Here is a 25,558-nt window from a genome sequence, read left to right as displayed (position 1 = left end):
TTTTAGTTTATTTTTTACCATGCAACAAGAATAACGTAGAAAGCTGATTAAAGTGAAGTTTATCAAAATAGCAAGTATATAGTTTCTATAAGTAGTAAAAACTAATTTTTCTGAAGGTAAACTACAACTTGATCAGTATTTTTATCTAGTAATTCTAGGTAGCCAAATTTGTTAATTTGAGATTTTATTAGTATAGGAATCTTATTTCGATTTAAATAAAATCCCTGTTTTGATTGTTTTTTAATCCGCAACCTTATATCCCCATTCTCCCAAGCAAGCATCTTATTTATTCCAGATTTTTCCTTACAATCATCTTCATTTACAAATCCTAAATATTCATCTTCTGAAGAATATATTGCAATCTTGCACATTCTATACCCTACCCAATTCCCTAGATATGGATCAGTATCGTTTTCTTCGTAAAGCTCGAACTCTCCTTTGACATATTCCCATGGAGCTTTTGCATCACCTACCTTTTTTAGAAAGAGTACGTTCTGATCAAAGTTTACAATGGTCCTTGTATGAAATGTTGTTAAGCTTGTATCCCATAATAGTTGTTCTGTGATGCTAAAATGCTCTTTATCCTTTTGCATATTTTGAAATGATACAATTATCACATCTGCTCCAACTTCTCTTCCATAATTGATATATTGACTAGCACGCCCATGTTTAGCTGTGAATGATGACTTACCTATTAACAGAAAGTCATTAAATAACGCATTATATATAGTCTGTGCACTGTAAGCTGTACCGACGTAAACTGGCTGTTTATTGGATGAAGGGTACTTTTCTGGTGCAAGATGAGTATATGAGCTCTTTAATAAATAGTGAAAAGTGCAACTGGTAAGCAAGAAGGGCAAACCAATCAATAATAAAACTTTCATTAGTCTCTTTGGCATTTTACTGCTTATATTTTGAATATAGTATCTTATTTTTTTAAATATTTCATTAAAAGCCACACTTCTTGTTAAAATTTCAGAAGAAAAAACGATCTAATTGGAGTAAGAGGCCGGGACCGGAATTGAACCGGTATAAAAGGATTTGCAGTCCTCCGCATAAGCCATTCTGCCACCCAGCCATTTTTTTATGTGTAGATATTAATTATATCTTTTAGCATAGATAAAGCATCCTCTTTTTTTCTTTGGAAAGTGTTGCGCCCGATAATTGAACCATTACCACCACCTTGCTTAATTTCTTTTGCCTCATTGTATATATCATCCACTGACTTTGATTCACCACCAGAAAAAACCACTATTCTTTTTCCTGCAAAGCAAGACTTTTTAATATATTTAATTCTTTTGAATAATGATTCAATATTTTCTATTTTTTCTTTTTCCAAGTGGTTAGTTGGAAGTTTTACTTTTATTATGTTGGCACCAAGCAAAGCCGCTATATGCGCAGCATAAGCAATGACATCAACTGCTGTTTCACCTTCTTTTGAAATCCCTTCACCACGTGGATAAGACCATAGCACTACAGCAAGGCCACAAGATTTAGCCTCAGCTATAATTTTGCGAGCTTCTTCCATCATATCAAAACACTTAGCAGAACCAGGATATATAGTAAACCCAACAGCCACGCAGCCCAAACGTAGAGCATCTTTTACAGAGGAAGTTATTGCTTGATCTGAAGTTAAGCTTTTTGAGTGCAAAGAGTTAGCGCTATTAAGCTTCAAAATAAGTGGTAGCATTCCAGCATAAGTTGAAGCACCAGCTTCGATCATACCAAGCGGAGCAGCGTATGCACTTACTCCTGAATCAACTGCAAGCTGAAAATGATAATGTGGATCGTAAGCATCAGGGTTAACTTCAAAACTTTTTATTGGTCCGTGCTCAAATCCCTGATCTACAGGGAGAATTACTAACTTGCCAGTTCCACCAAGTTTCCCATGCATAAGAATGCGAGTAAGATTCGTTTTTACTCCAGGGTTTTCACTTTCGTAGTAACTTAGGATTTGTTTTACTTCTTCACTCATTAATATCTTCAAATTTACTCAAAGTGTAGCAAAAACTATAGTTGAAGCAAAGACCTTTTTATGCTCTTGTTCCTACGCCTATATTTAAAGGTGTAACTTTAGGATCAGTAGTATGCTGTTGTGGTTTTTCTTGAATCAAATCTTCAAAATACATTTTAACAATAGGAAGAACGAGCGGCATAAGTACTAATTTGTAATCATACCATGCAAATTTTTCCTTGTAGCTAAATTCTGCATCTTCTTCGTATAAACGCTGGATGCAGTGTTCACTATATAGTTCAGATGCTTTCACAAAAGTCCTAAGTAAAGCAATAAGCAATAAATCTAATACTAAATTAACCATCAGCATCGTTCCATATTGAGCAGGCCAGCCCTTTTGTGCAATTTCCGACACTAAACTGAACACAGCAAACGCTGCTGCAATACATATCACATAATTATCAGCAGCAATGAGTAGATTGTATCTCCGATTTAACCTATCCAGACCTTCTTCTTGTGAACCTCTTTGTTTACTTGCTGCATAAATAATACTACAAAAGGATATAATAAATAACCATGGCCAAATTCCTGTACTGAAAACATAAAATTTATAAGCAACACTCTGCACTTTGCCACTACTAGCAAGCTGTGATAAGCAATATTCGACCTTATGTGATGAATTAATACCAAAATCCATTACTGACCGAACAAATAAGAAACATTACAAACTCGTTTAATAGTAGTACTGGAAATATTGACAATAAAATTACACAAAACATCTTCAAGTAAACCTATGGTATCGTAGATACTATTGCGTAAAGTATTGTATTTGATATATTGCCACAACCTTTCAACAGGATTCAGTTCCGGTGAATAAGGAGGCAAGTATATGATGGTAATGTTTTCCTGAATTTTCAAACTTTTTGATCTATGCCAACTTGCACAATCCATTACAAGAAAGGCTTCTTTCGTGCCTAAATCTTTCGACATCTGCTCCAGAAATATATTCATACAATCAGTGTTTACATATGGAGCAAGTAGGCTAATTTTCTTACCACTTCTTGGATTTACCGCACTGTAGATATAGAAATTTTGTCTACCAATTTTCATTTTAACCTGTGTTCTGACCCCTTTTTTAAACCATCCGTGTCCGATTTTTGAATGAGTTCCAAATCGTGATTCATCAAAAAAATACCTCCTTTTCAGGGTGGGAATTGACTATTTTATTGAAGTATTTTTTAAACTCTTCTTGCTTGTTTTTATCTTGTTTATGGTGAATTGGCCTCGGTGTTATGTAAGAAAACTTCATCCTTTGTATCTCACGGTGCACTGTTGATTTGCTAATGTTTAGGCCAAATTCCTCTGAGATTTTTATTTGCACTTCCTTAATAGTAATATTTGGATTTCTTTCTACCCATATTTCAATTTGCTCACGTTGATTTTTGTTTAATTTGCTTTTTCTTCGCCGCTGAGACGGGGAAAATAATCTTTCTACTCTACCAAATTTTAGATGCTTTATCCATTCAGTCAAAGCAGTCCTTGAAATTTTACATATTCTTGCCACAGCGCTTATACTACTTTCTTTTCCTGCTATCACCGCTTGTAACTTTTTTGAAACATATGCGTTATTTCTGACCTTTTTTAACATTTCTTTCGCCAAATTTACAACTTTTTCGTCTAATAGTTTTGACCTTAATGCCATTTATACCTCTCTATTTTATCTACTTTAGTATCACTTCTTTCCCATTATTGTCTATCTGTTCTTTATATAGTGGGAATTGGTATAAGTACCACATTCGCTAATATAAAAAATAAAACTGCCCTATTTACAGCTTTCTCTCTACGCAATAGAATCTCATTGATTCTCCTTTGTTTTTCCCGCACTTCTTGCTGTAATGATATAGATATGCCAGGAGTTCTTCCTGCTTTTAAAGCATTAAGATATTGCTCTAGCTTATCTTTATCTGCACTAAGTTTTTTAAACTTTTCTTCAGCTGCTTTTTTTTCTTTCTCTCCTATTACTTTATCAGGGTGACATTTTAATGAAGCTTTTCTAAAGCGCCGCTCAACTAACTTAAGTACATCATCAAACTCCTGGCTTATTACTTCTTCCGCTTCTATTCCCAGCCTTGAAAATAAATTCCGTAAATTTTGATTACTGTAATATTGATTTCTGGTTAAACTTGCCACTATAGCCTCATTAAAAGATAGTGACTATACTACAAATTTAATACTCAAGCAAGAATTTAAACTATATCAAAAGCAATTCCGTGTTTACCAACATAAATCCTTAATTTCTTTCCTTTAATTAATCGACGATTCAATATTTCTTCAGCTAAATGAACTTTTATCTCTTTTTCAATCAGCCTCTCTATTGGACGTGCTCCCATTTCTTTACTATAACCTGTTTGTGCAAGATAAGATTTTACTTCTTCTTCAACTGAGCAGCTTATGCCCTTTTGCATAAGTTGTTTTTTCAATTCCTGAATAAATTTATCCACAATGTGCAAAATGACATCCGTATTTAAGTCAGAAAAAGAAATAACTGCATCTAAGCGATTACGAAATTCAGGACTAAAAATCCGTTCCATTGCTTTTTCGCTGTCACTAGTATTAAAGTTTTTATATCCAAAGCCAACAGAATTCTTGCTACGTTCAAATGATCCTGCGTTGGTTGTCATAATTAAAATTGTATTAGAAAAATTAACTTTACGTCCGTAAGTGTCTGTAACACACCCATAATCCATGATTTGTAGTAATATATTATAAATATCACTATGAGCTTTCTCAATTTCATCAAGAAGTACTACGCTATATTGATTATTAGATACAGATTCTGTAAGCAATCCACCTTGGTCGTAACCCACATATCCAGGAGGGGAACCAATCATTCTAGATATTGTGTGAGGTTCCATATACTCAGACATATCAAACCGAATAAGGTTCATACCCATATTTTGTGCTAGTTGCTTCGCAAGCTCAGTCTTACCTACACCAGTTGGCCCTGCAAAAAGATACTTTGCCAAGGGTTTATTGTAACTTCTCAGACCAGATTTAGCAATTTTAATAGAATTAACGAGAAACTCTATCGCTTGCTCTTGACCAAAAATGGCCCTATTGAGATTTTCTTTCAAAGATTTTACTCTTTGCATATCATCAAACCCGCAAGGTACGTTTGTAATCCTAGCGATAGTACTCTTAATGTCTCTACTGTTTATAACTTTTCGCCTGTTTTTTTGTAACTTACAATATGCCCCTGCTTCATCTATAACATCAACTGCTTTATCAGGTAATATTCGACCAGTAATATACTTGTGTGAAAGTTCAGCTGCAGATTTAATGGCATGTTTCGTGTAATATACTCCATGATACCTTTCATAGTAATGCTTTATACCATCTAGTATCTTTACTGTATCATTAATAGAAGACTCTTTTACACTAATTTTTTGAAACCTCCTTGCTAATGCTTTATCCTTTTCAAAGCTATTGCTATATTCTCTATATGTAGTTGCACCTATACAACGCAATGCACCTCTTGCAAGTGCAGGTTTAAGCAGATTGCCAGCATCAAGAAAGCTGCCACTTGTTGAACCCGCTCCAATAATAGTGTGTATTTCATCAATGAAAAGAATAGCGCCAGGTTTTGCCTCAATTACTTTTATTATAGATTTTATTCTCTCTTCGAAGTCACCTCTATAGCGTGTTCCTGCAAGAAGTGATCCTAAATCCAAAGCATAAATTATGCTGGATCTCAGTGCACTCGGAACACTACCTTCAATAATTTTCAATACCAAGCCTTCAACTATTGTTGTTTTACCAACACCTGGTTCTCCGACATATAAAGGGTTATTTTTTCTGCGTCTTAGTAAGATTTCTATAGTGCGATTTAATTCATAATCACGACCAATGACATAATCTATTTTTTTGCTTCTTGCATAATCATTTAAATTTCTACAATAATTTTGTAGAACTTCTTCATCTTTTAATAATTCACCTTTATTTGCTACAGTAGAGATATCGTTATTCTTATCAAGTTTTATCTTGCGATTAGTTACATATTCTTCTATATCACCTGAATATTTTATATTGGATATGTTATAAATCAAATTAGAATCCTTTGCATTCTGTTTGCGTAATAGCTCTTCAATGTATAAATCTTGCTCAGACAGAATCTCTAATAGAATACTTGCTCCATTTATTTCTTTTCTTCCCAAACGATGAGCTCGTATCATGGCTTTATGTATTATGCGTTGAAATAGCACATCAGGCTCAACTTTATTGACAGTTAAGTCGGAGTTGTCTTGTAAAAAACTTTTTGTATTATTACCATGATCATTCCTTAATATAATATTATCTATATTTATGATTTCACCAGCTCTGATGTTACATCTTGATAAAACATAATTTACATCCACATCTTTGGTTAATGCTAGCAACAAATGTTCCACTTTTGCATATTTAAGCTTACAATCAGAAGCAATCTGTAACGCTCTATTTAAACTTGCCTCTAAATTTTTAGAAATCATCTATTCTCTTTAAAAGTGTAAATTTATATATAATTAGTAGCACACAATTATTAAAAAAACTGAAATCTAGCAGATCGTTGTAGCCAAATTGAATGAAGCTACAGATTATAGTCCACACAGCCTAACATTATACCGTTGTGATAATCTCAAAACGTTATAAGCAGCAGAATTAAGATTATCAAATTGTAGGTAAATCTAATTTGGGCTAGCTATATATTCTTTCTACCATCTTCCAATCACTTCGCTTTGCAGCAAGTTTACTGGAGCTTTTAAAGAATAGAAGAATAGTTAAGTACATTAATACGCTTTTTCTAGTACTCTGCTTTTCTTCTTAAATACATTGATCTTTTTTCTACCGTATTTAGCCTTTAACGTACTTGGCCTTTTAAAGATCTTTTTGCTGTTACATTTTTGAGATTGCATACTACAATCAAAATTTGGCTCTCCTTCTTTATCTGCTAGTGCAGGCAGTCTTCTCTTATCTTGAGGTGTAACAAAAGATAATGCAAATCCTTCAGCTCCCGCACGTGCAGTTCTACCTATACGATGAACATAATCAGCTTGCGATTGTGGTACATCATAATTGATAACATGTTGAATGTGCGGAATATCAAGGCCGCGAGAAGCAACATCTGTTGCAACCATGATTTGATTGCGGCAACGACGAAAAGAATTAATGACTCTTTCACGCTTGTGCTGCCTTAAATCACCATGAATTGCCAAAGCGCTATAGTCATCTTTGTGCAATTTGTCAGCTAGCTGATCCGCTCCTCGCTTTGTTTTGACAAAAATAATGATCGATCCTTTGCGCTGACATAATTGTGTAACAAGTTTTCCATATTTTTCTGATTCTGATGCATAAACAATTTCTTGCTTAATTTTTGCAGAAGTTGTAGCCTGACAATCAACAGAAACACGCTCTGGTTGATTAAGATATTTTTCAGTAAGTTTTACTATTTCTCCAGGAAGAGTTGCAGAAAACATAAGAGTTTGCCTTATTTTAGGCAAATGCTTCATAATTTCTTCAATCTGAATTCCAAAGCCCATATCAAACATACGATCCGTCTCATCAAGCACAAGAATACTAACATTCCGAGTAACTAAAGTTTTACGCTCAATATGGTCTATAATACGACCAGGAGTACCTATTATGATTTGTGGTTTTTTCTGAAGCTGATTTAGCTGCCTAAAAATAGGCTCACCTCCAATCAACAAAGCGACTCTTAGTACAGAATTTTGAGATAAGAGTTTTCTTATCTCATTTGTTACCTGATGAGCAAGCTCTCTGGTTGGCACGATGACTAAAGCTGAACCAATGCTTGGCTCATTCAGCAATTTAGCAACCAGTGGAATAGCAAATGCTAAGGTTTTTCCAGTTCCCGTTTGAGCAGACCCAAGAATATCTTTGCCCTGAAGAGCTAGAGGAATCGCTTGCACCTGAATCGGGGTTGGAACACAAAGATTATTTTTACTTAGAGCTTGCTTAAGCAAAGTTGGAAGCCCCATTTCATGAAAATTATTCACAATACATTACCCTATTAAAAAGCTTCACGATAGACTAATCTTCCAATCTTAAATTTATTGCAGACTTTTTATCTTCTCCGTTCCTACCACGCTCTTCTTTAAGCTCATAACTTACTCTTTCCCCTTTCATTCCTCTCTTTTTATCCTCTCCTCGAAGTGAATCAGGTCTTATTCCTGAACGTTCTAATGTACTAACATGTACAAAAACGTCCTCACCTTTACCTTCTGGCTTGATGAAACCATAGCCTTTTTCAACATTAAACCATTTTATATTACCAAATTCCATATGGATAACTCCTAAACTACTAACTAATATTATTAATGTGATGAAAAACTTTGAAATTACGATTTAGAATGCTTTAAGCTTAGTTATTGCAACTAAACTTCTATACTCCATAGTCTATTCTTAACATTACATAGTAATAGTACACAATTATTGTACTTAATGCAACTAAAATTTTTAATCACTAAGTGAACCTGCTACTGTCATTTCGCTAACTTTAATCGTTGGTGAATTAAACTGCCCACAGAAAGTTAGGTCATTTGCAACAACTAAATTGCTAAACATATTTTTCAAATTGTCGGCAACAGTAATCTCGTGTATTGGATACGTTATTTTACCATTTTCTATAAAAAATCCGCATGCACCTTGACTATAATCGCCATTGATTAAATTAACACCAAAACCAAATAAATCAGTTATATATATTCCTTCTTTTACTTCTTCAATTAATTCCTTAAATGATCTATTACCATTTTTGAAATAGAAATTACTAGCTGAAGGAATAATTGCAGCATTACTTGCACGAGTTGCATTTGCGGTCGTTTCCAAGTTTAATTTCCTAGCCGAATATAGATCTAAAATCCAGTTTTGCAGTACTCCATTTTTTACAAATTCATTTCTTCTGCTCATTATTCCTTCCCCGTCAAACGGTCTTGATGTTATACCCCTTGGTAACAATGGGTCATCAATAATGTTAATCTCAGTATTAAAAATTTGAGTATTTAAACTATTTCTCAAAAAAGAGCTATTATTTACAATATTGCTACCATTTATGGCAGAAGCAAAGCTCTTTACTAGCTCTTTTGCTGCTCTTTTTTCAAAAACAACCGGAAATTTGCCTGTCCTGATTGTACATGAATCCAATTGATCTATTGCTCTTTTTGCTGCTTCTTTCCCTATTGACTCCGGTGTTTTTAAATCACTGAAGTTGCATGCTACATCGTAATCGTAGCCTATTTTCATTTCACTCTTTTCTCCAGCAACAACAGAAACCTGATTAACAAAAGTTGACTTACTAAATGAACCAACAAAACCAGAAACGGTTGATAATACTGTATTTACTGAAGTATGTGAAGATGAAGCTCCTTCGGAATTAATAATATTTTTATGTGCAAGAGCTGAATTTTCTGTAGCTTCAGTAATTTCTTTTAATTTATCAATTGTTACAACATTATTATCTGAGATATTTAAATCTGCAGAAGAGATATAATTACTGCCATCTACAGCAAAACTAATATAAGGATCTTCCTGGGCATTCTTTGCCATTTCCACCACTTGGCTCACTGCACTACTAAGATTATTCAAATCGTTTGTGGAAATATACGCAGCTTTGTTCTTACCTGCTATAGCTCTAATTCCGACAGTACAGTTTTTAGATTGTGATATTTGTTCAATTTTTGATAGACGCTGAGAAACCGAGGTCTTATTAGTTTCATATATTGTAACTTCTGCGTCTTGATTCTGCTTTTTTATTAGTTTAGTGATATCTGCTGCAATATTTAATATATTCATTTTTCATTCCTTGAGTTTCTATAAAGATTCTGCACCACCTATAACTTCAATCAAATCAGTTGTAATTGCTGCTTGACGAGAACGATTATAAAGTAATGCTAGTTTATTTAGCATTTCTTTTGTATTTCTGTTTGCTGATTCCATAGCAACCATCCTAGCACTATTTTCACTTGCTGCACTTTCAAGTAAAGCAGAATAAAGAGCAGCTGTAACATAATCTTGAGTCAAAGATTTTAAAATAAACTCAATATTTTGTGGTTCATACTCATAGCTGTAATCTGTTAGAGGACTAACTATAGAATTATCAATTAATAATGAGTCTTTACTCCATGGTTTTATTGTTTCTAATATTGGCTTTTGCATGAAGGTATTATAGAATTTACTGTAAAAAACCTTAACTTTATTGTATTTACTTAGATCTATATCACTAACCAAGGCTTCCACACGCTTTAGTGTGATTCCCTTACTATTTTCAACCTTCAAGATATTTTTAGAATTAAATCTATTTTTGCCTGTCTCAAAAGCTTTCTTACCAAAAAAAACAATGTCTACTTTCTTATCATTTGCAATTAATTTGTTTATATGCTCCTGGCTGAATTTAACAACAGAGGAGTTAAAGCTGCCACATAAACCACGATCAGATGCAATAATAAATACTAGGAAAGAATCTTCATTATTGATATTTAGAATTCTTGCTAGTAACTCTTGATCCGCTGATAGCGCTAGTGAAGAAATAATGCTATGCAGCTTAGATATATGCAATTTTGAATTTGATAATTTCTTTTGGCTTTGTAATAATTTTGCTGCAGAAACCATTTGCATTATTTTCGTAGTTTTCTGTACAGATTTAATATTCTTAATTCTTAAGGATAATTCCTTCAAGCTCTTCATTTCGTATACAACTCCAATTTATTAAAATATATAACTGGTAATGTCTAAAAACAAGTTTTTTTAATATGGAATTGGCCTTTCTTAATAATTAACAAGAGTATTTTACTATAAAGCTTGATTGTATATACAATCAAAATTATTGCAGCTCGAACACTTATAATCCCATTGCTTTAGCTCTCTATTACAACCAGTACATTTCCAACTTGGATCAGGAACAGCTTCTGAGTCCATCTTGTTTAGCCAGTAAATTGCTTGATCATACTCTTGTAGCATAATCTTGAGCTGTACCATAACAAGGTAGATTGATATGTAATTAGCTTTTTTCATAGCAATATCTAAATGCTGACTTGCAAGATCATATTTCCCTAAACTAATTGAAGACAAAGCAAGCAAGCAATAACTAAAATAATAATCAGGGCGTAAGTTATATAGTCTTTCAGCGCCTTTACTATTTAATTTGATATACATTCTAGCTGACTGAGGCGTAGGATTTACTGCATACTCTTCTTCCAGCACTGCAAAAGCTTTTTTGATTCTTCCAAGTTTAATATATAATTCTACTTTTAAGTAATTGATGGGCTGAAAAGCTGTACAGCAACCTTGTGCTCTAAGTAAGGACTTTATAGCCTCTTTAAAATTTCCTTTACTTTCGTATTGCTTTGCTAAAGCACAATAAAAAACTGCCAACATTTTCTTGGAATCAAAGGGAAGAAAGATATTGAACTTAATGGCTTCCTTTAATCTCGAAATTGCATTAACCCAATCTTCTTGCAATACACAATTTTCTATTTGAAGGGGAATAGACAGAATTCTATCATTAATTGAACTAGAGCAATATTCTATGAATTTTCGAAAGACGGACCTTTCTTGCTTTAGGTGAATAATCAGTTTATTAACCAGAAGTAGAGCTAAATTACGATTTTTACTTGCAATACTCATCAAACTATGACTAAAAAAGCTGTAATTTCCCGTTTTACCTGCGTTAAAGAGCTTTACTAAAGATAATTTATCGCCTTCTTCATTTAGATTTTTAATTAGCTTATTGGTGTTCTCTATATTACCTAAGTCTAAGCTAAAGAAAGCTTCAAAGAGAAGCAATTCTTCCCTACTTCTTCTTCTATTTTTTATGTTAGCAAATGTTGATGAAATAGAAGAACAAAAACGTGCAACTGCAATCAATAAAAATAATAAGACTACGCAAGCAAGAATAACGAAATATAGATCAACACTTATAGTGTAATTGCCTAATTCCAGTTTTATTACTTCACCACTTACCTTGATCCACATGCCAAATAAAAACGAAAAAGCAAAAATTATAAAATAAATCATGAGATGTATTGTAATAAATGATGATATATTGTTGACGTATTCTTAGAAGCTACAATAAAACCATTCAATTTATTAAGCCATAACTTGAACTCTGGATGTGTTAAGTCGCCTATTATAGTCGCTATGCTTTGCCAATCATTATCGCTTATTGATTCTTCAATTTCTGCAAATTTTACCTTAAGTGGGTCATTTTGATTATCTATTTTTATCCAATTTGAAATGATTTTTTTTAACAATGTACTTTTATTGTAGTTAATAACAGTAATATTCTTCTCAAAAGAGAATTTTAACTCGTGTAAAGTATCTACTTCTTTCAAATTTTCTAGTTCATTTACTGCATTTTCTATTTCTGGATCGTCAAGCTCTGATATCAAAGGCTTTATTGAATTTATATGATTATCAAACTTGGCTTCTCGCAATAACGAATTCTTCATCTTAATCACAAGTAGCAGCAACTTTGCGAGGTTCTTATGCCTTAAACTATCATCACCTTGCTCACATTGAGTGTGCAGATTTCTCTTTAAGTCAAATATCCTTTTCTCTACTCTAGATTGATTAACTTCAAGCAATACTCTAAGTTCATCCATCTTTTCCGTTAAACCATTTATACTATTTTCACTTTCTTGCTGATTTATTTTGAAAAATATTATGTTATTTATTGCAATATGGCTAACAAATAACAATATAATTAAGAACCAACCTATGCATTTTTTTCGAGTATCATTCATAACGTAATATCTCCGCTGGATCTTGCGCAGCTGCCTGCAATGCAGGAGGAATTGTTGCTAAAAATGACAAGAACAATGCAAGTGCAGAAATGTTCAATACATCTTGAGAAACTAATATCACTGGCAAACTTGAAAAAAAGTATATCATAGGATCAAATAGCTTGATGTTGGTAATGTTTTCTAAAAACACTCTAATATTTTCAATATTGAGAGAAAAAACAACCCCTATAATAGAGCCAAGACAAGTTCCTGTAAAACCAATGAGCAATCCACAAGCACAAAATATGCGCATAATGCTTCCGCTTGTTGCACCAAATGTACGCATAATTGCAATTGCAGATTTCTTTTCTTGCACTATCATCATCAAACTTGAAACAATATTGAATGCTGCTACAACTATAATTAAAGTGAGAATTAAAAACATCACATTTCTTTCAGTCTTTAAAGCATTAACATAATGGCTTTGCTGAGATTGCCAACTTTCAGCTCTCATTCCTGTTTCTTTTGCTATAGCGTTTGCTAGCTTATTAGCCATAGCAATATCATCTACAAACACTTCTATATTTCTCACATTATCTTTATAATTAAAAAAAGCTTGAGCTGACTTTATGGGCATATACATTAAGGTATTGTCGTACTCAAACATACCCATATCAAATATTGCTACAACTTTATATTCTTTCATTTTTGGTATTTCACCAGACAGTGCGTCAAATCCTTCAGGTGATATAAGAATAATGTTATCACCATAATCAATATTCAAAGCTTCTGCTAATCTTGCCCCTATTATGATACCTTCATCGAATTTTTCCACGTTACCCATAATTACATTATTCTTAACGGTAGTGTTATTATGTAAGTCTTTAGTTGACACACCACGGACTACGCTACCCACAATTCCACCATTTGCTGCAACGATCACTTGATCATTGGTCATAGAAGTAGCTTTTAATACACCTGGGATTTTCTCAATAGATTTTAACACTGCGTGGTAATCTGAATTTATGCTTCTATCAAAGTAAACATTAATATGGCCATTAATGCCAAGTACAGAGTCGAGCAGCTTTACTCTGAACCCATTCATTACAGACATTACTACTATTAGCGTTGCAACTCCAAGAGCAATACCAATAATAGAAAACAAGGCCATTATAGAGCAAAATCTAGAATTCTTTGCTCGCAAATAGCGAATAGCCATAGTAAATTCAAAGGCAATAGACATTATACTAAGATTTAAATATCATACTTTTTATGCTTCATATAACTGTAATTTTTCCTTTACCTCAAATTAGGTTGTCTAAATTTAGCAAGCTTATAGAATATATTCAATATTCTATATTAAGACCTTCCATATATATCGTCCAATCTTACTATATCATTATCAGATAAAAACTTTCCTACCTGAAACTCAACTATCTCAAGAGGAAATCTTGTACTTTTATTCTCAATTTTATGAAACACCTTCCTTGGAATCTCTATTACATGATTTTTCGTTATAGCATATGTTTTGTCATCTAAACTAACATATCCAACTCCTGATAGTATTATATGGTACTCATCTCTATAGTGGTGAAATTGCTTAGAAGTGCAGCTTAGTGGATTTATAAAAAGATATTTTATAAGAAAATCCTTGCCCATTAAAACTACACTATAAAATCCCCATGGCTTAATCTCTTTCCTTATTGGCTTTACTTCCTTAACTTTATTAATGAACAACATTAGGCTCTTACTTGGCCGTTTATAAACTCTACCTAGTAAATTTTTTGCATCATTTTCTGTCATCAAAACTGGCTCTCTTCCTTTGATTACAGCTTGAAACGACTCAAAATTCTTATTAAATCTCTTACTTAACTCTAAAACTGAACCCCAAGTGCCAACATCCATCCAATCGAAATTGGCTTCTATCATTACAATATTTTCTGCTTTTTCTATCACTAGGTGATCAATAGATGTATCACCCATTCCTGCACAATTTTGCTGTTTTAAATACAGAAATCTCTCTCGTGGTACAAAATGCTTCATACTTTCACAACATAAATTATAGAGAGTCGGAGCAATTTTTTTTATCTCATCTATATAGCGTTTTGCTCTAAACACAAATATTCCAGAGTTCCAATAATGATCGTTACTTACCTTACGCTCGGGTTTTTCTGTAAAATCTTTTACTATATGACATTTTTCTTTCTGACCATATACTGCATTTATATAGCCGTATTCAGAATTGAATTCATGAGGCTTTATCCCAAAAGTGACTATAGAGTCAGTTTCAGAGGCTAGCTTAGACGCTTTCTCAATAGAAACATAAAAACTATTCAAATCACCTATAAAATGGTCTGAAGGCAGAACTAAGATTGTCTCATTCCTATCGCAGAGAAGCACAGCAATTAGTATTGCTGCCGCTGTCCCAATTTTAACTGGTTCAAAAACTACTTTACATTCCTGTAATGCATGTAATTCCTGCATCAATAATGACTCATATTGTATATTTGTGGTAATGATGGGTGGCATATAATCGCCTTTTAGCCTCAACAAAGTGTTGTGAAACATAGTATTCTGACTAAATATTTTCTGAAATTGCTTTGGCTTAGATAGAGGCCAAAGTCTGCTGCCACTACCACCACACAGTATTACAGGGCGCATTTAATTAAGATATTAATTATTTGATTAATATCTTATACTAACGGCAAAATGCATGCAAGTTTTTATTGTGAGATGATTAAAGTAAAAAGTAATTTAAAGTGATGGTTGACTACGAGCGTGATGGAGCCCCTACATTTCGTGACGAATCTTGTCTTCTTTTTATCTCTCCATCAATATGAGGAGTGTTGCTTTTTTGATTAACGGCTGCAGCTATTTTTTCATCAGTTTTGTTTTGCAACTTTTCCTTTAAGCTCTCTCCAACACCTAGTTCTCTAGATTTATCTATACTTTCACTATTTTTGCTCAACCCCTTCTCTAAGTTTTTTTCAATATCTGATTTTCTAGCGTTAAGCTCTTTCCATGTACCCACTATGCTAAGTGGCTTATGATCCTTCTGCTTCGGCTTTGGCCTTTCCCCATTTGTAACAACATTAAAGTCGCTTTTTACTTCTTTCCAACATTCTTTCAATTGGTGTTTCCACATAGTAAGATAAGCATCACCATACTTTTTCTCATTTGCTACAAATAATAAAATTGGAACCTTAAGTATTGTAGCTCCCACATTTACTAAATTTTTTACTACCACTGCAGGAGTGAAAAAAAGATAACCAAAAGATTTTGCAACTTGATTTTTTCTAGCTATCAAATTCTCTCCTAATTTCATAGGAATGAAAGTCAGCATTCTAGCACAAATCTTAGCTAAACCCGCAGCAAAAACAATAGGAACAGATATCAGACTTTTATCTAGCTCTAGACTACCATTTTGATCTCTAATTTCTGAAAAATTAGTGCTTAATTTTTTATAATTACTAGTGTATAGTAATTCTTCATTTCTTCCCTTTTCATCAACAACTCCCTGAACTTTACCCTCTCCATTTTTTACCTTTTTCATTAGCACAGAAGAGTGAGTTAATTCAAACGGATATTTAGGATCATTAGTTTTTTTAGCTTCAAAAATTGGAATATGTTTTTCAAGATCGATTTTTGAAAACTCAAATGGTTTATAGTAGCCATCATAATGCTTAACATCCTTGTTTTTTTCCCGATTACGATTAACTAAAAAGTCAATGGTAAAATAGGACCTATCATCCGTTTTCTCGACAAGAGCTAATTCAAAAATTTTCTTGCCATACAAAAGTTTATATATAGTCTCATCATTACTATTCTTACTTTCTACAACTTTCCCAGATTTTACAATCTGATCGTAATTCTTTGGATATTTGCATTTTCTTCCATCTGTATATGTCATTACCTTTCTAAGATCCTTGACATAAATTTGAGATTCAGATGAAGCAAATAAACCTTTTGCTTTAAGCGTAAAATCTGCTACTCCTTTTTTTAACACCCCAAACATGTTGTCAAACCAAAATCACTATAGCTCAATAATAAAATTAGTAAACTAATAATATATTAACACAGAACTAACAATTTTACAAGAAAATATGCCTATAAAAGAAAAAAGTCGTAAAAGCAAGGACTATATAAGTAATGCTTGATAAGTATTTTATGCATGTAATTGTAAAAATCCTTAGAGGTACGCTGTCTATATAATCTTCACACACTACCTGCATTCCAAGAACTGCATGCCAAAAAATGCAAAACACCAGTATAACAAAAAACAAAAGCTCTAGTGGATGATTAATAGCCTGAAATAATTTTTCATTAAAAGATAAAGGGCTATCAACATAAAATGTGCAAGAAAATGAGTAAATAAACCAAGGAAATAAAAATAACAAAATCACCGCAGAAATACGCTGGACCCACCAATGATGTACTGAATTTACAGATTGACTCATATAAATATAAATAAAAAAGCCATAGTAGAAAGAAATAGCATTATTGTTAGTAACATAGCACTTTTTAAAACACTAGCAATTTCTAAATTAAGCCCAGCATCCCACAATAAATGACGAATACCATTAAGAAAATGATACATAAAGCTTACAAAGCATAAGATATAAGCTAATTTAGCAACAGGAGTGAACAATAATGCATTTAAACACCTTACTATAATTAACTTAGGGGAGTAAACATATAATATAAAATACCAAGAAAGTATGATTAATAAAAGAAATAGCAAGATACCAGTCAATCTATGCATAATAGAAAAAAAACTAGTAACTTGTACTTTATATATTTGTAAATATGGGGAAAGAGGCCTATTACTCATAAAATTTCGTTATTGAGAAATTAAAAAATAAAGTAGAAGTAAAGACAGCAGTATAGTACATAATAACACTATTATTTGAAATGGTGAATTACGTACAAAGCCTAAGGAGGTAATCCAGCTGCAGATTCCCCTACTGCTACCTTGTTACGACTTCACCCCAGTCACTGATCCCACTTTAAATAACTCCTTCCTTGCGGTTAGGCCATTAGCTTCGAGTGAAACCAATTCCCATGGCGTGACGGGCAGTGTGTACAAGACCCGAGAACGTATTCACCGTGGCATGCTGATCCACGATTACTAGCGATTCCAACTTCATGTACTCGAGTTGCAGAGTACAATCCGAACTGAGATGTCTTTTAGGGATTAGCTTAGGCTTGCGCACCTTGCAACCCATTGTAGACACCATTGTAGCACGTGTGTAGCCCACTCCATAAAGGCCATGATGACTTGACATCATCCCCACCTTCCTCCAGCTTATCACTGGCAGTTTCCTTAAAGTACTCAGCATTACCTGGTGGCAACTAAGGATGAGGGTTGCGCTCGTTGCGGGACTTAACCCAACATCTCACGACACGAGCTGACGACAGCCATGCAACACTTGTGTAAAATCCGGCCGAACCGACCCTATCCCTTCGAATAGGTATGATTTCCATGTCAAGAAGTGGTAAGGTTTTTCGCGTTGCATCGAATTAAACCACATGCTCCACCGCTTGTGCGGGTCCCCGTCAATTCCTTTGAGTTTTAATCTTGCGACCGTAGTCCCCAGGCGGAATGTTTAACGCGTTAGCTGTAATACAGAAAGTAAACTTCCCATATTTAACATTCATCGTTTACAGCGTGGACTACCAGGGTATCTAATCCTGTTTGCTCCCCACGCCTTCGCGCTTCAGCGTCAGATTTGAACCAGATAGACGCCTTCGCCACTGGTGTTCCTCCTAATATTTACGAATTTTACCTCTACATCAGGAATTCCTCTATCCTCTTTCAATCTCTAGATTAATAGTTTTAAAAGCAATTCCAAGGTTAAGCCTCGGGATTTCACTTTTAACTTATTAACCAGCCTACGCGCCCTTTACGCCCAATAATTCCGAATAACGCTAGCCCTCTCCGTATTACCGCGGCTGCTGGCACGGAGTTAGCCAGGACTTCTTCTGTGAGTACCGTCATTATCTTCCTCACTAAAAGAGCTTTACAACCCAAAGGCCTTCTTCACTCATGCGGCATGGCTGGATCAGGCTTTCGCCCATTGTCCAATATTCCCCACTGCTGCCTCCCGTAGGAGTCTGGACCGTATCTCAGTTCCAGTGTGGCTGATCATCCTCTCAGATCAGCTATAGATCATTGCCTTGGTAGGCTATTACTCCACCAACTAGCTAATCTAATATAGGCTCATCTAATAGCAATAAATTTTTCCCCCGTAGGGCGTATACGGTATTAGTTGTCGTTTCCAACAATTATTCCGTACTACTAGGTAGATTCCTATACATTACTCACCCGTCTGCCACTAAGTTATACCATAGCAAGCTACAATATAACTCCGTTCGACTTGCATGTGTTAGGCCTGCCGCCAGCGTTCATTCTGAGCCAGGATCAAACTCTCAAATTTAGACTTCAACCTATAAAAGGTTGAGGGTACATCGGATAAATCCGACAAAAAATAATTTAGCTTAATACTGCTGTCTTTATTTCTACTTTAGAAATATTTTAATCTCCAACTATTCAAACAACTTTAAGAGTATTATTATGTGATATAATCACTATGTCAATATGTTTTTGCAAATCAAAAGCATTAATGTATAAATATATAACTATTTGGAATATTACCATGAAAAAATACATCTTTCTGCTTGCACTCGTGCCAATGTTAGTTGGCATCACATTATACTTATTGCGCAACATTGATAACACAAAACAATCTATAACTGCAGGTGACAAGTTTTACGAAGTATTATTCTTAAAAAAAGATAATAAGTCGCTGCTAGAAGAAATAGATTCAAATTGGGAGTATTTAGCAAATTTTGAACGTGCATTCAATCATATCTCAGATTCAATGCCAACAGACACAGCATCTATTATTTATAATGATTTGGCAGACGATAAAGATGCTCCTGATGTTTTGCGTGAGTTAGCACAATACTTAGAATTAATGAGCTTACTTCACTCCAGCGGTGAAAAAACAAATAAAGATAAAATTAGTAATTTAGAATCAAATGCAGTGTACCCTTATTCAAGCCAAGAAGCTATCGCTATAGTAAAGATACACAGTAACGACATTAAAGGTGCAATTGAAATATTGCATTCATTATTAAATGATAGAGAATGTCCGACCCTAATCAAGGCCAATGCACAAGAATTACTTCGGATATACGAAAACTAAAAAACTTGCTTGCATAACAATTTGGCAGCGCATCTGATGAAATAAAGAACTTTACTTGACAAACCTCCCTATTTTATTATGGCACTAAAACTATTTATGACTCAAAATTTGTTTTTGACTGTAGGATCAATCACAAAATCCAGTAAAAACTTAGGTGTTTATTGGTAGATTACGTAAAATTATAGCGATTTTTTAAATTTTTTCTATACTCAGCCAAGTTGCGCTTGTTAGAACATTATTACAGCACCACTTACAGTAATATAGAGTCAAAATTTCACTACTCAGAAGTTCCTTTTACCTTTTTATTTAGTAAGACTTCTCTATATTTATAGTTAATATATCAAAGAATAAACTTCACTAGCAGAATGTCATTCTAGCACTAAAATGACAAAAAGAGGATAAAATCGCAATAGCTATGTATCAAGCACCGTTGTATTTTCTCTATATTTTAGATTATTTTGTTTACCCCCCTCCCTTTACCATTCAGCTACGCAGATAGTTACTACAAACCGTAAAGATGTTTAAAAGAAATCTAATTTTTATCAACTCATACATTTCATTACCAACTTCACAACAAGGTTCTGCAGTTGGATAAAAATAATCAAAAAAGAAATAATCCTTTAGTATTTCTGTGCTGCATCCAGAATTATAGTAAGTATCAAGCCTTCCTTTAAATATCAACAAGAGTATCTTTATACTTTTTCCAAATCACCCTACCCTAAACTGGTCTACGATGTTTGATAGGTATGCATCTCGATCATTTAACCCTTTGCTCTTATATTTACCAAGCATACTTTTCACTTTAGAGTTAAGATCGAATGCTTTTATTTCAAGATCTGCACCTTTCTTCATATAATCTAAATCATTAGCTAATTTTGTATTAAAACTCTGTGTAAGCTTTGCAGCCAGCTCTCTTGCTTTTCGTCTTTATTAAAGCTAGTATCAAACCACCCTCAGTCACATTTGCAACAATCACATGCTTTACACCATATTCATTTAGAACCAAATGCATTACATATTTCACTAACCGCTTTATTTCAATACTTTTTCTGCTTTAACATTGTTATAAGCAGTGGCACCCATAATATTATTTCCTCGATTATAATGAAAAATAAAATCTCCTTTACCTACGTCTGGATGATGTTTAATTACTGCGTTTAGCTGATTAAGAGGTTGTCCGGAAACTAGTAAATTCAAGCATATTCCCTCTTTAACATAACCCTACTCATAGCTAGGTATATGAAATTCTCAGTGGATGTTGTGAGTAAATCATACTCCTTCGATAGCCTTCTATTCCTATTAACCCAAGCAAAAGTCCTTTCTACAACCCATCTTCTTGGCTGTACTTTAAACCCTTGTTCTCTTGTTGGTAGTAGCTCAGGTGGCGTATCTTTGTGCACCCAAAATCTACATGGAGGCCTTTTAACAATTTCAATATCTATGTCATATTCTTCCTTTATGTGATTCTTTAAATTTCTTCCTTGGTATCCCATGTCAGCCCACATTTTTTTAACTTTAGTATATTTTGTTCTCATATTGTTTAATGCTATTTTAATACCATCTCTATCATTTTCGTTAGCAGCGCCTACGTAACAACCTAGTATAAAACCCTGAGTGTCTGTAATTATATGCCTTTTTCTACCCTTTACTTTTTTACTTCCATCATAGCCTTTGATCCCCCCTTTTCTGTAGTCTTTACAGATTGACTATCTACTATACAGGCACTCGGCTGCTCATTCCTTCCTATTTTTCTTCTACTATATTTTGTAATTTCATAATTCATTTTCTCAAAAATTCCCTGCTTCTTCCATTGCCTGAACTGCTCATACACAGTCTTCCATAGCGGAAAATCATTTGGTAAATACCGCCATTGACACCCTGTACGCAATACATAGAAAATTGCTTCTAATATTTCTTTTTTGCTATACTTTGGCAGCCTTCCTCCTTTCTTGTATGATACTCTGAAGTGTTTTTCTATTCTTGCCCATTCCCTTTCGCTTAGATCTGTTGGATACTTTTTTCTCATCTTTACCCCGTACTAAAATTTCAGATATTATAGCCTTTTACTTGTTTCCGGACAACCTCTAATACCAATTCCCACTATATAAAGAACAGATAGACAATAATGGGAAAGAAGTGATACTAAAGTAGATAAAATAGAGAGGTATAAATGGCATTAAGGTCAAAACTATTAGACGAAAAAGTTGTAAATTTGGCGAAAGAAATGTTAAAAAAGGTCAGAAATAACGCATATGTTTCAAAAAAGTTACAAGCGGTGATAGCAGGAAAAGAAAGTAGTATAAGCGCTGTGGCAAGAATATGTAAAATTTCAAGGACTGCTTTGACTGAATGGATAAAGCATCTAAAATTTGGTAGAGTAGAAAGATTATTTTCCCCGTCTCAGCGGCGAAGAAAAAGCAAATTAAACAAAAATCAACGTGAGCAAATTGAAATATGGGTAGAAAGAAATCCAAATATTACTATTAAGGAAGTGCAAATAAAAATCTCAGAGGAATTTGGCCTAAACATTAGCAAATCAACAGTGCACCGTGAGATACAAAGGATGAAGTTTTCTTACATAACACCGAGGCCAATTCACCATAAACAAGATAAAAACAAGCAAGAAGAGTTTAAAAAATACTTCAATAAAATAGTCAATTCCCACCCTGAAAAGGAGGTATTTTTTTGATGAATCACGATTTGGAACTCATTCAAAAATCGGACACGGATGGTTTAAAAAAGGGGTCAGAACACAGGTTAAAATGAAAATTGGTAGACAAAATTTCTATATCTACAGTGCGGTAAATCCAAGAAGTGGTAAGAAAATTAGCCTACTTGCTCCATATGTAAACACTGATTGTATGAATATATTTCTGGAGCAGATGTCGAAAGATTTAGGCACGAAAGAAGCCTTTCTTGTAATGGATTGTGCAAGTTGGCATAGATCAAAAAGTTTGAAAATTCAGGAAAACATTACCATCATATACTTGCCTCCTTATTCACCGGAACTGAATCCTGTTGAAAGGTTGTGGCAATATATCAAATACAATACTTTACGCAATAGTATCTACGATACCATAGGTTTACTTGAAGATGTTTTGTGTAATTTTATTGTCAATATTTCCAGTACTACTATTAAACGAGTTTGTAATGTTTCTTATTTGTTCGGTCAGTAATGGATTTTGGTATAACTAAACGAAATTTATTGAGGAAATAAGAAAAAATAGGGTTAAGAATTTCAGATGCTGTTGCATATAAAATCGCATAGTTATGATTTTGCTGTTCATAGTATCGATCAAAAAATGAGCATCTCCATGATGACTTAAATTCTTCTAAACCTAAATACTTTGCTACATATTCAATAACAGTAAGGCCATTGCTAAAAATCCTCCTTAATAAAAAGGGGCATTAAGTTTCACGTTTCTTACAAAGGATAAGTTATTAGAATTTCAATAATTACACCATTATCAGATAAACTATCACCCAGAACACAAAAATTTTTACACTTTGAATTAGAGTTATTATTTTTATTTGCCATAACATTCAATATCTAATCATACTGCTCTATGAAGCCTATAAAAAAGAAAAATAGGGTAAAATTATAGAACTTTGGCTGAATTTTACCTATTTTTTGAGCAGCCCTTCTGCCTTAAAAGAAACCTCTAAGTTTTTTAGCACGGCTTGGATGTTTCAACTTACGTAGTGCTTTTGCCTCTATTTGCCTAATTCTTTCACGTGTAACATTAAAAATTTTTCCTACTTCTTCTAAGGTATGCTCCTTTCCATCTTTACCAAGGCCAAAGCGCATCCTTAGAATTCTTTCTTCTTTTGGTGTTAAAGTTGCAAGAACATTGGTCGTAATGCCACGCAAGTCGGCAAGTATTGCAGCATCCTCTGGTTTAGAAACTCGCTTATCTTCTATACAATCACCGAAGGTACTACTATCATCCTTTCCTGTTGGAGCTTCAAGACTTACCGGATCTCTTGCTATCTTCATAACTTTGCGTATTCTTTCTAGCGGCATCGCCAATTCTATACTCAATTCCTCTAATGTAGGCTCTCTACCCATTCCATGAGTCATCTTTCTTAATGCTTTGTTGATTTTACTGATAATTTCCACCATATGTACTGGTATTCTAACTACTTTAGACTGTTCAGGTATTGCCCTAGTGATTGATTGTTTTACCCACCAAGTACCATAAGTCGAAAATTTATACCCACGTTTGTAATCAAACTTATCCACAGCCTTCATAAGACCAATATTACCTTCCTGTATCAAATCAAGCAGATCAAGGCCTCTTTTTGAATACTTTTTAGCAATCGAAACCACCAGCCTTAAATTAGCCTTAATCATTTCTTGCTTTGCTTGAGAGACTTCTTGTTCATGTTTCTGTATTCTCTTGATTAGCTTCTTAAACTCCTGAACTTTATCTCCTTGTACATAACTCTTAATATTGCTTAAGGCACTAGCTATATACTCATAGCTATCGTTTATAAACCCTAAGAATTTATTTTTTAATTCACCTGTAAAAAGAGATTGATTTTCATTAATCTTGAGAAAACTTATTTCACTAAACTCGTGCTCTAAAAGCACATCATCATAAACATTATAAAAACTTTCTCTATCAATATCGTACTTTCTAGCTTCAGTAATAAGATTAGCTTCTTCAAACGTGATTAGTCTATTTATTTCGTAAAGTTTTTGTGTAATTCTGGTAATAGCAGCATCACTAAACTGAATTTGTAATGCTACAGACCATATTTGATTATATAAATTTTCTAGCTCATTAGAGAAATCTTTAGAATTTTTTTTCAATACCAATGCTTCATTTGTTAAAGCAATGATCTCATCCAATGCCGTGATAACCTTTGGCAATAAATCACTTTCCATTTCAAGAACAGAAATATTTAAGTTAGCTGAACTTATGTCTTCACTCTCATTTCCCTTTTCATCATTAATTTTTTCCTCATCATTAACACAATCTCTAACATCTTCAGCTTCACTTTCTTCTTTGTCTACCATATTGAAATCAGAGTTATAAATTGCATCCAGATTTATAATTTCTCTCAGTAAAAAAGTTCCACCACTTAAATCATCACGCCATATTTTGATCATGTTGAATGCCACTGATGTTTCAATTATTGCACGTAACATGTTATGCTTTTCAGATTCAATTTTTTTTGCTATCTTAATTTCATCTGCTCGCGACAAAAGCTTTACAGAGCTCATATCTTGTAAATAAATCCTTACTGGATCATCATTTTGCACTAAAGTTGTAGTAGTATTCAACGATGTCTCATCATCATCAAGCTTATTACCATCATCATTAGAAGGAGCTTCTTCCTCATCTTCACTACTTTCGAGTATGTTAATTCCAGAGTCTTGCAATAAAGCTATAGTATCATCTATAAAATCAGGTGGAAAACTTTCATCTGACAACTTATCATTTATATCATCAAAAGTGATAAAACCGCCCTTTCTTATACTTTTAGTTACAAGATCTTTGATGATCTTTTTCCTATCTTCCGTACCATTAATAGTTGACATCATTACCTTTACAGTTTATAATTTTATTTCTTATTTATCAAATAAACTTACAATTAGCAAGCTTATAGTTTTATTC

The 25,558-nt window shown here is 33.6% G+C and carries 23 protein-coding genes, 1 tRNA gene and 1 rRNA gene; 2 read left to right on the top strand and 23 right to left on the bottom strand.

Features of this window, described 5'->3' with window-relative positions; all coding sequences use genetic code 11:
- Positions 1 to 101 precede the first annotated feature (101 nt).
- The 19 genes from ABWU24_RS05195 to ABWU24_RS05105 form a co-directional block, all read right to left on the bottom strand.
- Positions 102 to 899, bottom strand: coding sequence for a hypothetical protein (locus ABWU24_RS05195; RefSeq protein WP_341815716.1), 798 nt, complete (start codon positions 897 to 899; stop codon positions 102 to 104).
- 107 nt (positions 900 to 1,006) lie between these two features.
- Positions 1,007 to 1,078: transfer RNA gene (locus tag ABWU24_RS05190), tRNA-Cys, on the bottom strand.
- 6 nt (positions 1,079 to 1,084) lie between these two features.
- Complete coding sequence (locus ABWU24_RS05185; protein WP_341815715.1) at positions 1,085 to 1,975, bottom strand: class I fructose-bisphosphate aldolase; 891 nt, start codon at positions 1,973 to 1,975, stop codon at positions 1,085 to 1,087.
- A 58-nt stretch (positions 1,976 to 2,033) separates the two neighbouring features.
- Entirely contained in the window at positions 2,034 to 2,651 is a 618-nt protein-coding gene (locus ABWU24_RS05180; RefSeq protein WP_353274556.1) for a hypothetical protein, read from the bottom strand.
- A protein-coding gene (locus ABWU24_RS05175) for an IS630 family transposase (protein ID WP_353274215.1) occupies positions 2,651 to 3,656 on the bottom strand; the annotation gives its coding sequence in 2 pieces (ribosomal slippage) (positions 2,651 to 3,145 and positions 3,147 to 3,656; 1,005 coding nt in all). The genes ABWU24_RS05180 and ABWU24_RS05175 overlap by 1 nt, the downstream gene beginning before the upstream one ends.
- A 62-nt stretch (positions 3,657 to 3,718) precedes the next feature.
- Positions 3,719 to 4,144 (bottom strand): hypothetical protein, encoded by a 426-nt coding sequence (locus ABWU24_RS05170; protein WP_353274554.1) that lies wholly within the window; start codon positions 4,142 to 4,144, stop codon positions 3,719 to 3,721.
- A 56-nt stretch (positions 4,145 to 4,200) separates the two neighbouring features.
- Positions 4,201 to 6,480 carry an AAA family ATPase gene (locus tag ABWU24_RS05165; protein WP_341815713.1) on the bottom strand — a complete coding sequence of 760 codons (2,280 nt, stop codon included), beginning with the start codon at positions 6,478 to 6,480 and terminating at the stop codon, positions 4,201 to 4,203.
- Between the two features lie 297 nt (positions 6,481 to 6,777).
- Positions 6,778 to 8,004 (bottom strand): DEAD/DEAH box helicase, encoded by a 1,227-nt coding sequence (locus ABWU24_RS05160; protein ID WP_353274552.1) that lies wholly within the window; start codon positions 8,002 to 8,004, stop codon positions 6,778 to 6,780.
- A gap of 34 nt (positions 8,005 to 8,038) precedes the next feature.
- The gene (locus ABWU24_RS05155) at positions 8,039 to 8,290 is read right to left on the bottom strand and encodes a cold-shock protein (RefSeq protein WP_015588193.1); all 252 of its coding nucleotides are present in this window, start codon (positions 8,288 to 8,290) and stop codon (positions 8,039 to 8,041) included.
- 174 nt (positions 8,291 to 8,464) lie between these two features.
- A complete protein-coding gene (locus ABWU24_RS05150) occupies positions 8,465 to 9,799 on the bottom strand; it encodes a TldD/PmbA family protein (protein ID WP_341815711.1) in 1,335 nt (444 codons plus the stop codon).
- Positions 9,800 to 9,817: 18 nt separating this feature from the next.
- Positions 9,818 to 10,690 (bottom strand): ATP synthase F1 subunit gamma, encoded by an 873-nt coding sequence (gene atpG / locus ABWU24_RS05145; RefSeq protein WP_226079282.1) that lies wholly within the window; start codon positions 10,688 to 10,690, stop codon positions 9,818 to 9,820.
- Between the two features lie 105 nt (positions 10,691 to 10,795).
- The gene (locus ABWU24_RS05140) at positions 10,796 to 12,019 is read right to left on the bottom strand and encodes a tetratricopeptide repeat protein (RefSeq protein ID WP_353274550.1); all 1,224 of its coding nucleotides are present in this window, start codon (positions 12,017 to 12,019) and stop codon (positions 10,796 to 10,798) included.
- Positions 12,016 to 12,747 (bottom strand): hypothetical protein, encoded by a 732-nt coding sequence (locus ABWU24_RS05135; RefSeq protein WP_341815710.1) that lies wholly within the window; start codon positions 12,745 to 12,747, stop codon positions 12,016 to 12,018. The genes ABWU24_RS05140 and ABWU24_RS05135 overlap by 4 nt, the downstream gene beginning before the upstream one ends.
- Complete coding sequence (locus ABWU24_RS05130; RefSeq protein WP_015588188.1) at positions 12,740 to 13,969, bottom strand: lipoprotein-releasing ABC transporter permease subunit; 1,230 nt, start codon at positions 13,967 to 13,969, stop codon at positions 12,740 to 12,742. Before ABWU24_RS05130 ends, ABWU24_RS05135 begins: the two co-directional genes overlap by 8 nt.
- A gap of 116 nt (positions 13,970 to 14,085) precedes the next feature.
- A complete protein-coding gene (locus ABWU24_RS05125; protein ID WP_353274548.1) occupies positions 14,086 to 15,387 on the bottom strand; it encodes a sugar phosphate nucleotidyltransferase in 1,302 nt (433 codons plus the stop codon).
- Between the two features lie 109 nt (positions 15,388 to 15,496).
- Complete coding sequence (locus ABWU24_RS05120) at positions 15,497 to 16,741, bottom strand: hypothetical protein (protein WP_341815708.1); 1,245 nt, start codon at positions 16,739 to 16,741, stop codon at positions 15,497 to 15,499.
- Between the two features lie 76 nt (positions 16,742 to 16,817).
- Positions 16,818 to 17,183: a succinate dehydrogenase, hydrophobic membrane anchor protein gene (gene sdhD / locus ABWU24_RS05115; RefSeq protein WP_341815707.1), complete on the bottom strand. Its 366-nt coding sequence runs from the start codon at positions 17,181 to 17,183 to the stop codon at positions 16,818 to 16,820.
- Positions 17,180 to 17,557, bottom strand: a complete 378-nt coding sequence (gene sdhC / locus ABWU24_RS05110; RefSeq protein ID WP_015588184.1) for a succinate dehydrogenase, cytochrome b556 subunit — start codon at positions 17,555 to 17,557, stop codon at positions 17,180 to 17,182. The genes sdhD and sdhC overlap by 4 nt, the downstream gene beginning before the upstream one ends.
- 102 nt (positions 17,558 to 17,659) lie before the next feature.
- A 16S ribosomal RNA gene (locus tag ABWU24_RS05105) occupies positions 17,660 to 19,163 on the bottom strand.
- 153 nt (positions 19,164 to 19,316) lie between these two features.
- Here ABWU24_RS05105 and ABWU24_RS05100 point away from each other — a divergent pair.
- Positions 19,317 to 19,934 carry a hypothetical protein gene (locus tag ABWU24_RS05100; RefSeq protein ID WP_353274546.1) on the top strand — a complete coding sequence of 206 codons (618 nt, stop codon included), beginning with the start codon at positions 19,317 to 19,319 and terminating at the stop codon, positions 19,932 to 19,934.
- A 708-nt stretch (positions 19,935 to 20,642) separates the two neighbouring features.
- Here the strand turns inward: ABWU24_RS05100 and ABWU24_RS05095 are convergent.
- The 3 genes from ABWU24_RS05095 to ABWU24_RS05085 all read right to left on the bottom strand — a co-directional run bounded on the left by ABWU24_RS05095 (position 20,643) and on the right by ABWU24_RS05085 (position 21,960).
- Positions 20,643 to 20,786, bottom strand: coding sequence for a hypothetical protein (locus ABWU24_RS05095; RefSeq protein ID WP_041581334.1), 144 nt, complete (start codon positions 20,784 to 20,786; stop codon positions 20,643 to 20,645).
- A gap of 28 nt (positions 20,787 to 20,814) precedes the next feature.
- Complete coding sequence (locus ABWU24_RS05090) at positions 20,815 to 20,946, bottom strand: GDSL family lipase (RefSeq protein WP_251373718.1); 132 nt, start codon at positions 20,944 to 20,946, stop codon at positions 20,815 to 20,817.
- 181 nt (positions 20,947 to 21,127) lie between these two features.
- Positions 21,128 to 21,960, bottom strand: a protein-coding gene (locus tag ABWU24_RS05085) for an IS5-like element ISWpi1 family transposase (protein ID WP_264374449.1) whose coding sequence is annotated in 2 segments (ribosomal slippage) — positions 21,128 to 21,591 and positions 21,591 to 21,960 — 834 coding nt in all. Because the reading frame shifts where the segments join, the coding sequence is not laid out codon by codon here.
- Positions 21,961 to 22,104: 144 nt separating this feature from the next.
- Between ABWU24_RS05085 and ABWU24_RS05080 the strand changes: the two genes are divergently transcribed.
- Positions 22,105 to 23,110 (top strand): IS630 family transposase gene (locus ABWU24_RS05080; protein ID WP_353274215.1). Its coding sequence is split into 2 segments (ribosomal slippage): positions 22,105 to 22,614 and positions 22,616 to 23,110, totalling 1,005 coding nucleotides; the frame shifts between segments, so codons are not numbered across the junction.
- 473 nt (positions 23,111 to 23,583) lie between these two features.
- Here ABWU24_RS05080 and rpoD read toward each other — a convergent pair.
- Positions 23,584 to 25,482, bottom strand: a complete 1,899-nt coding sequence (rpoD, locus tag ABWU24_RS05075; protein ID WP_015588182.1) for an RNA polymerase sigma factor RpoD — start codon at positions 25,480 to 25,482, stop codon at positions 23,584 to 23,586.
- Positions 25,483 to 25,558: the final 76 nt, after the last annotated feature.

It is taken from the genome of Wolbachia endosymbiont (group B) of Hofmannophila pseudospretella (assembly GCF_964028515.1).
Lineage (GTDB): Bacteria > Pseudomonadota > Alphaproteobacteria > Rickettsiales > Anaplasmataceae > Wolbachia.
The sequence above is the reverse complement of the archived record's forward strand: the minus strand, read 5'-3'. Positions and strand labels throughout refer to the sequence as shown.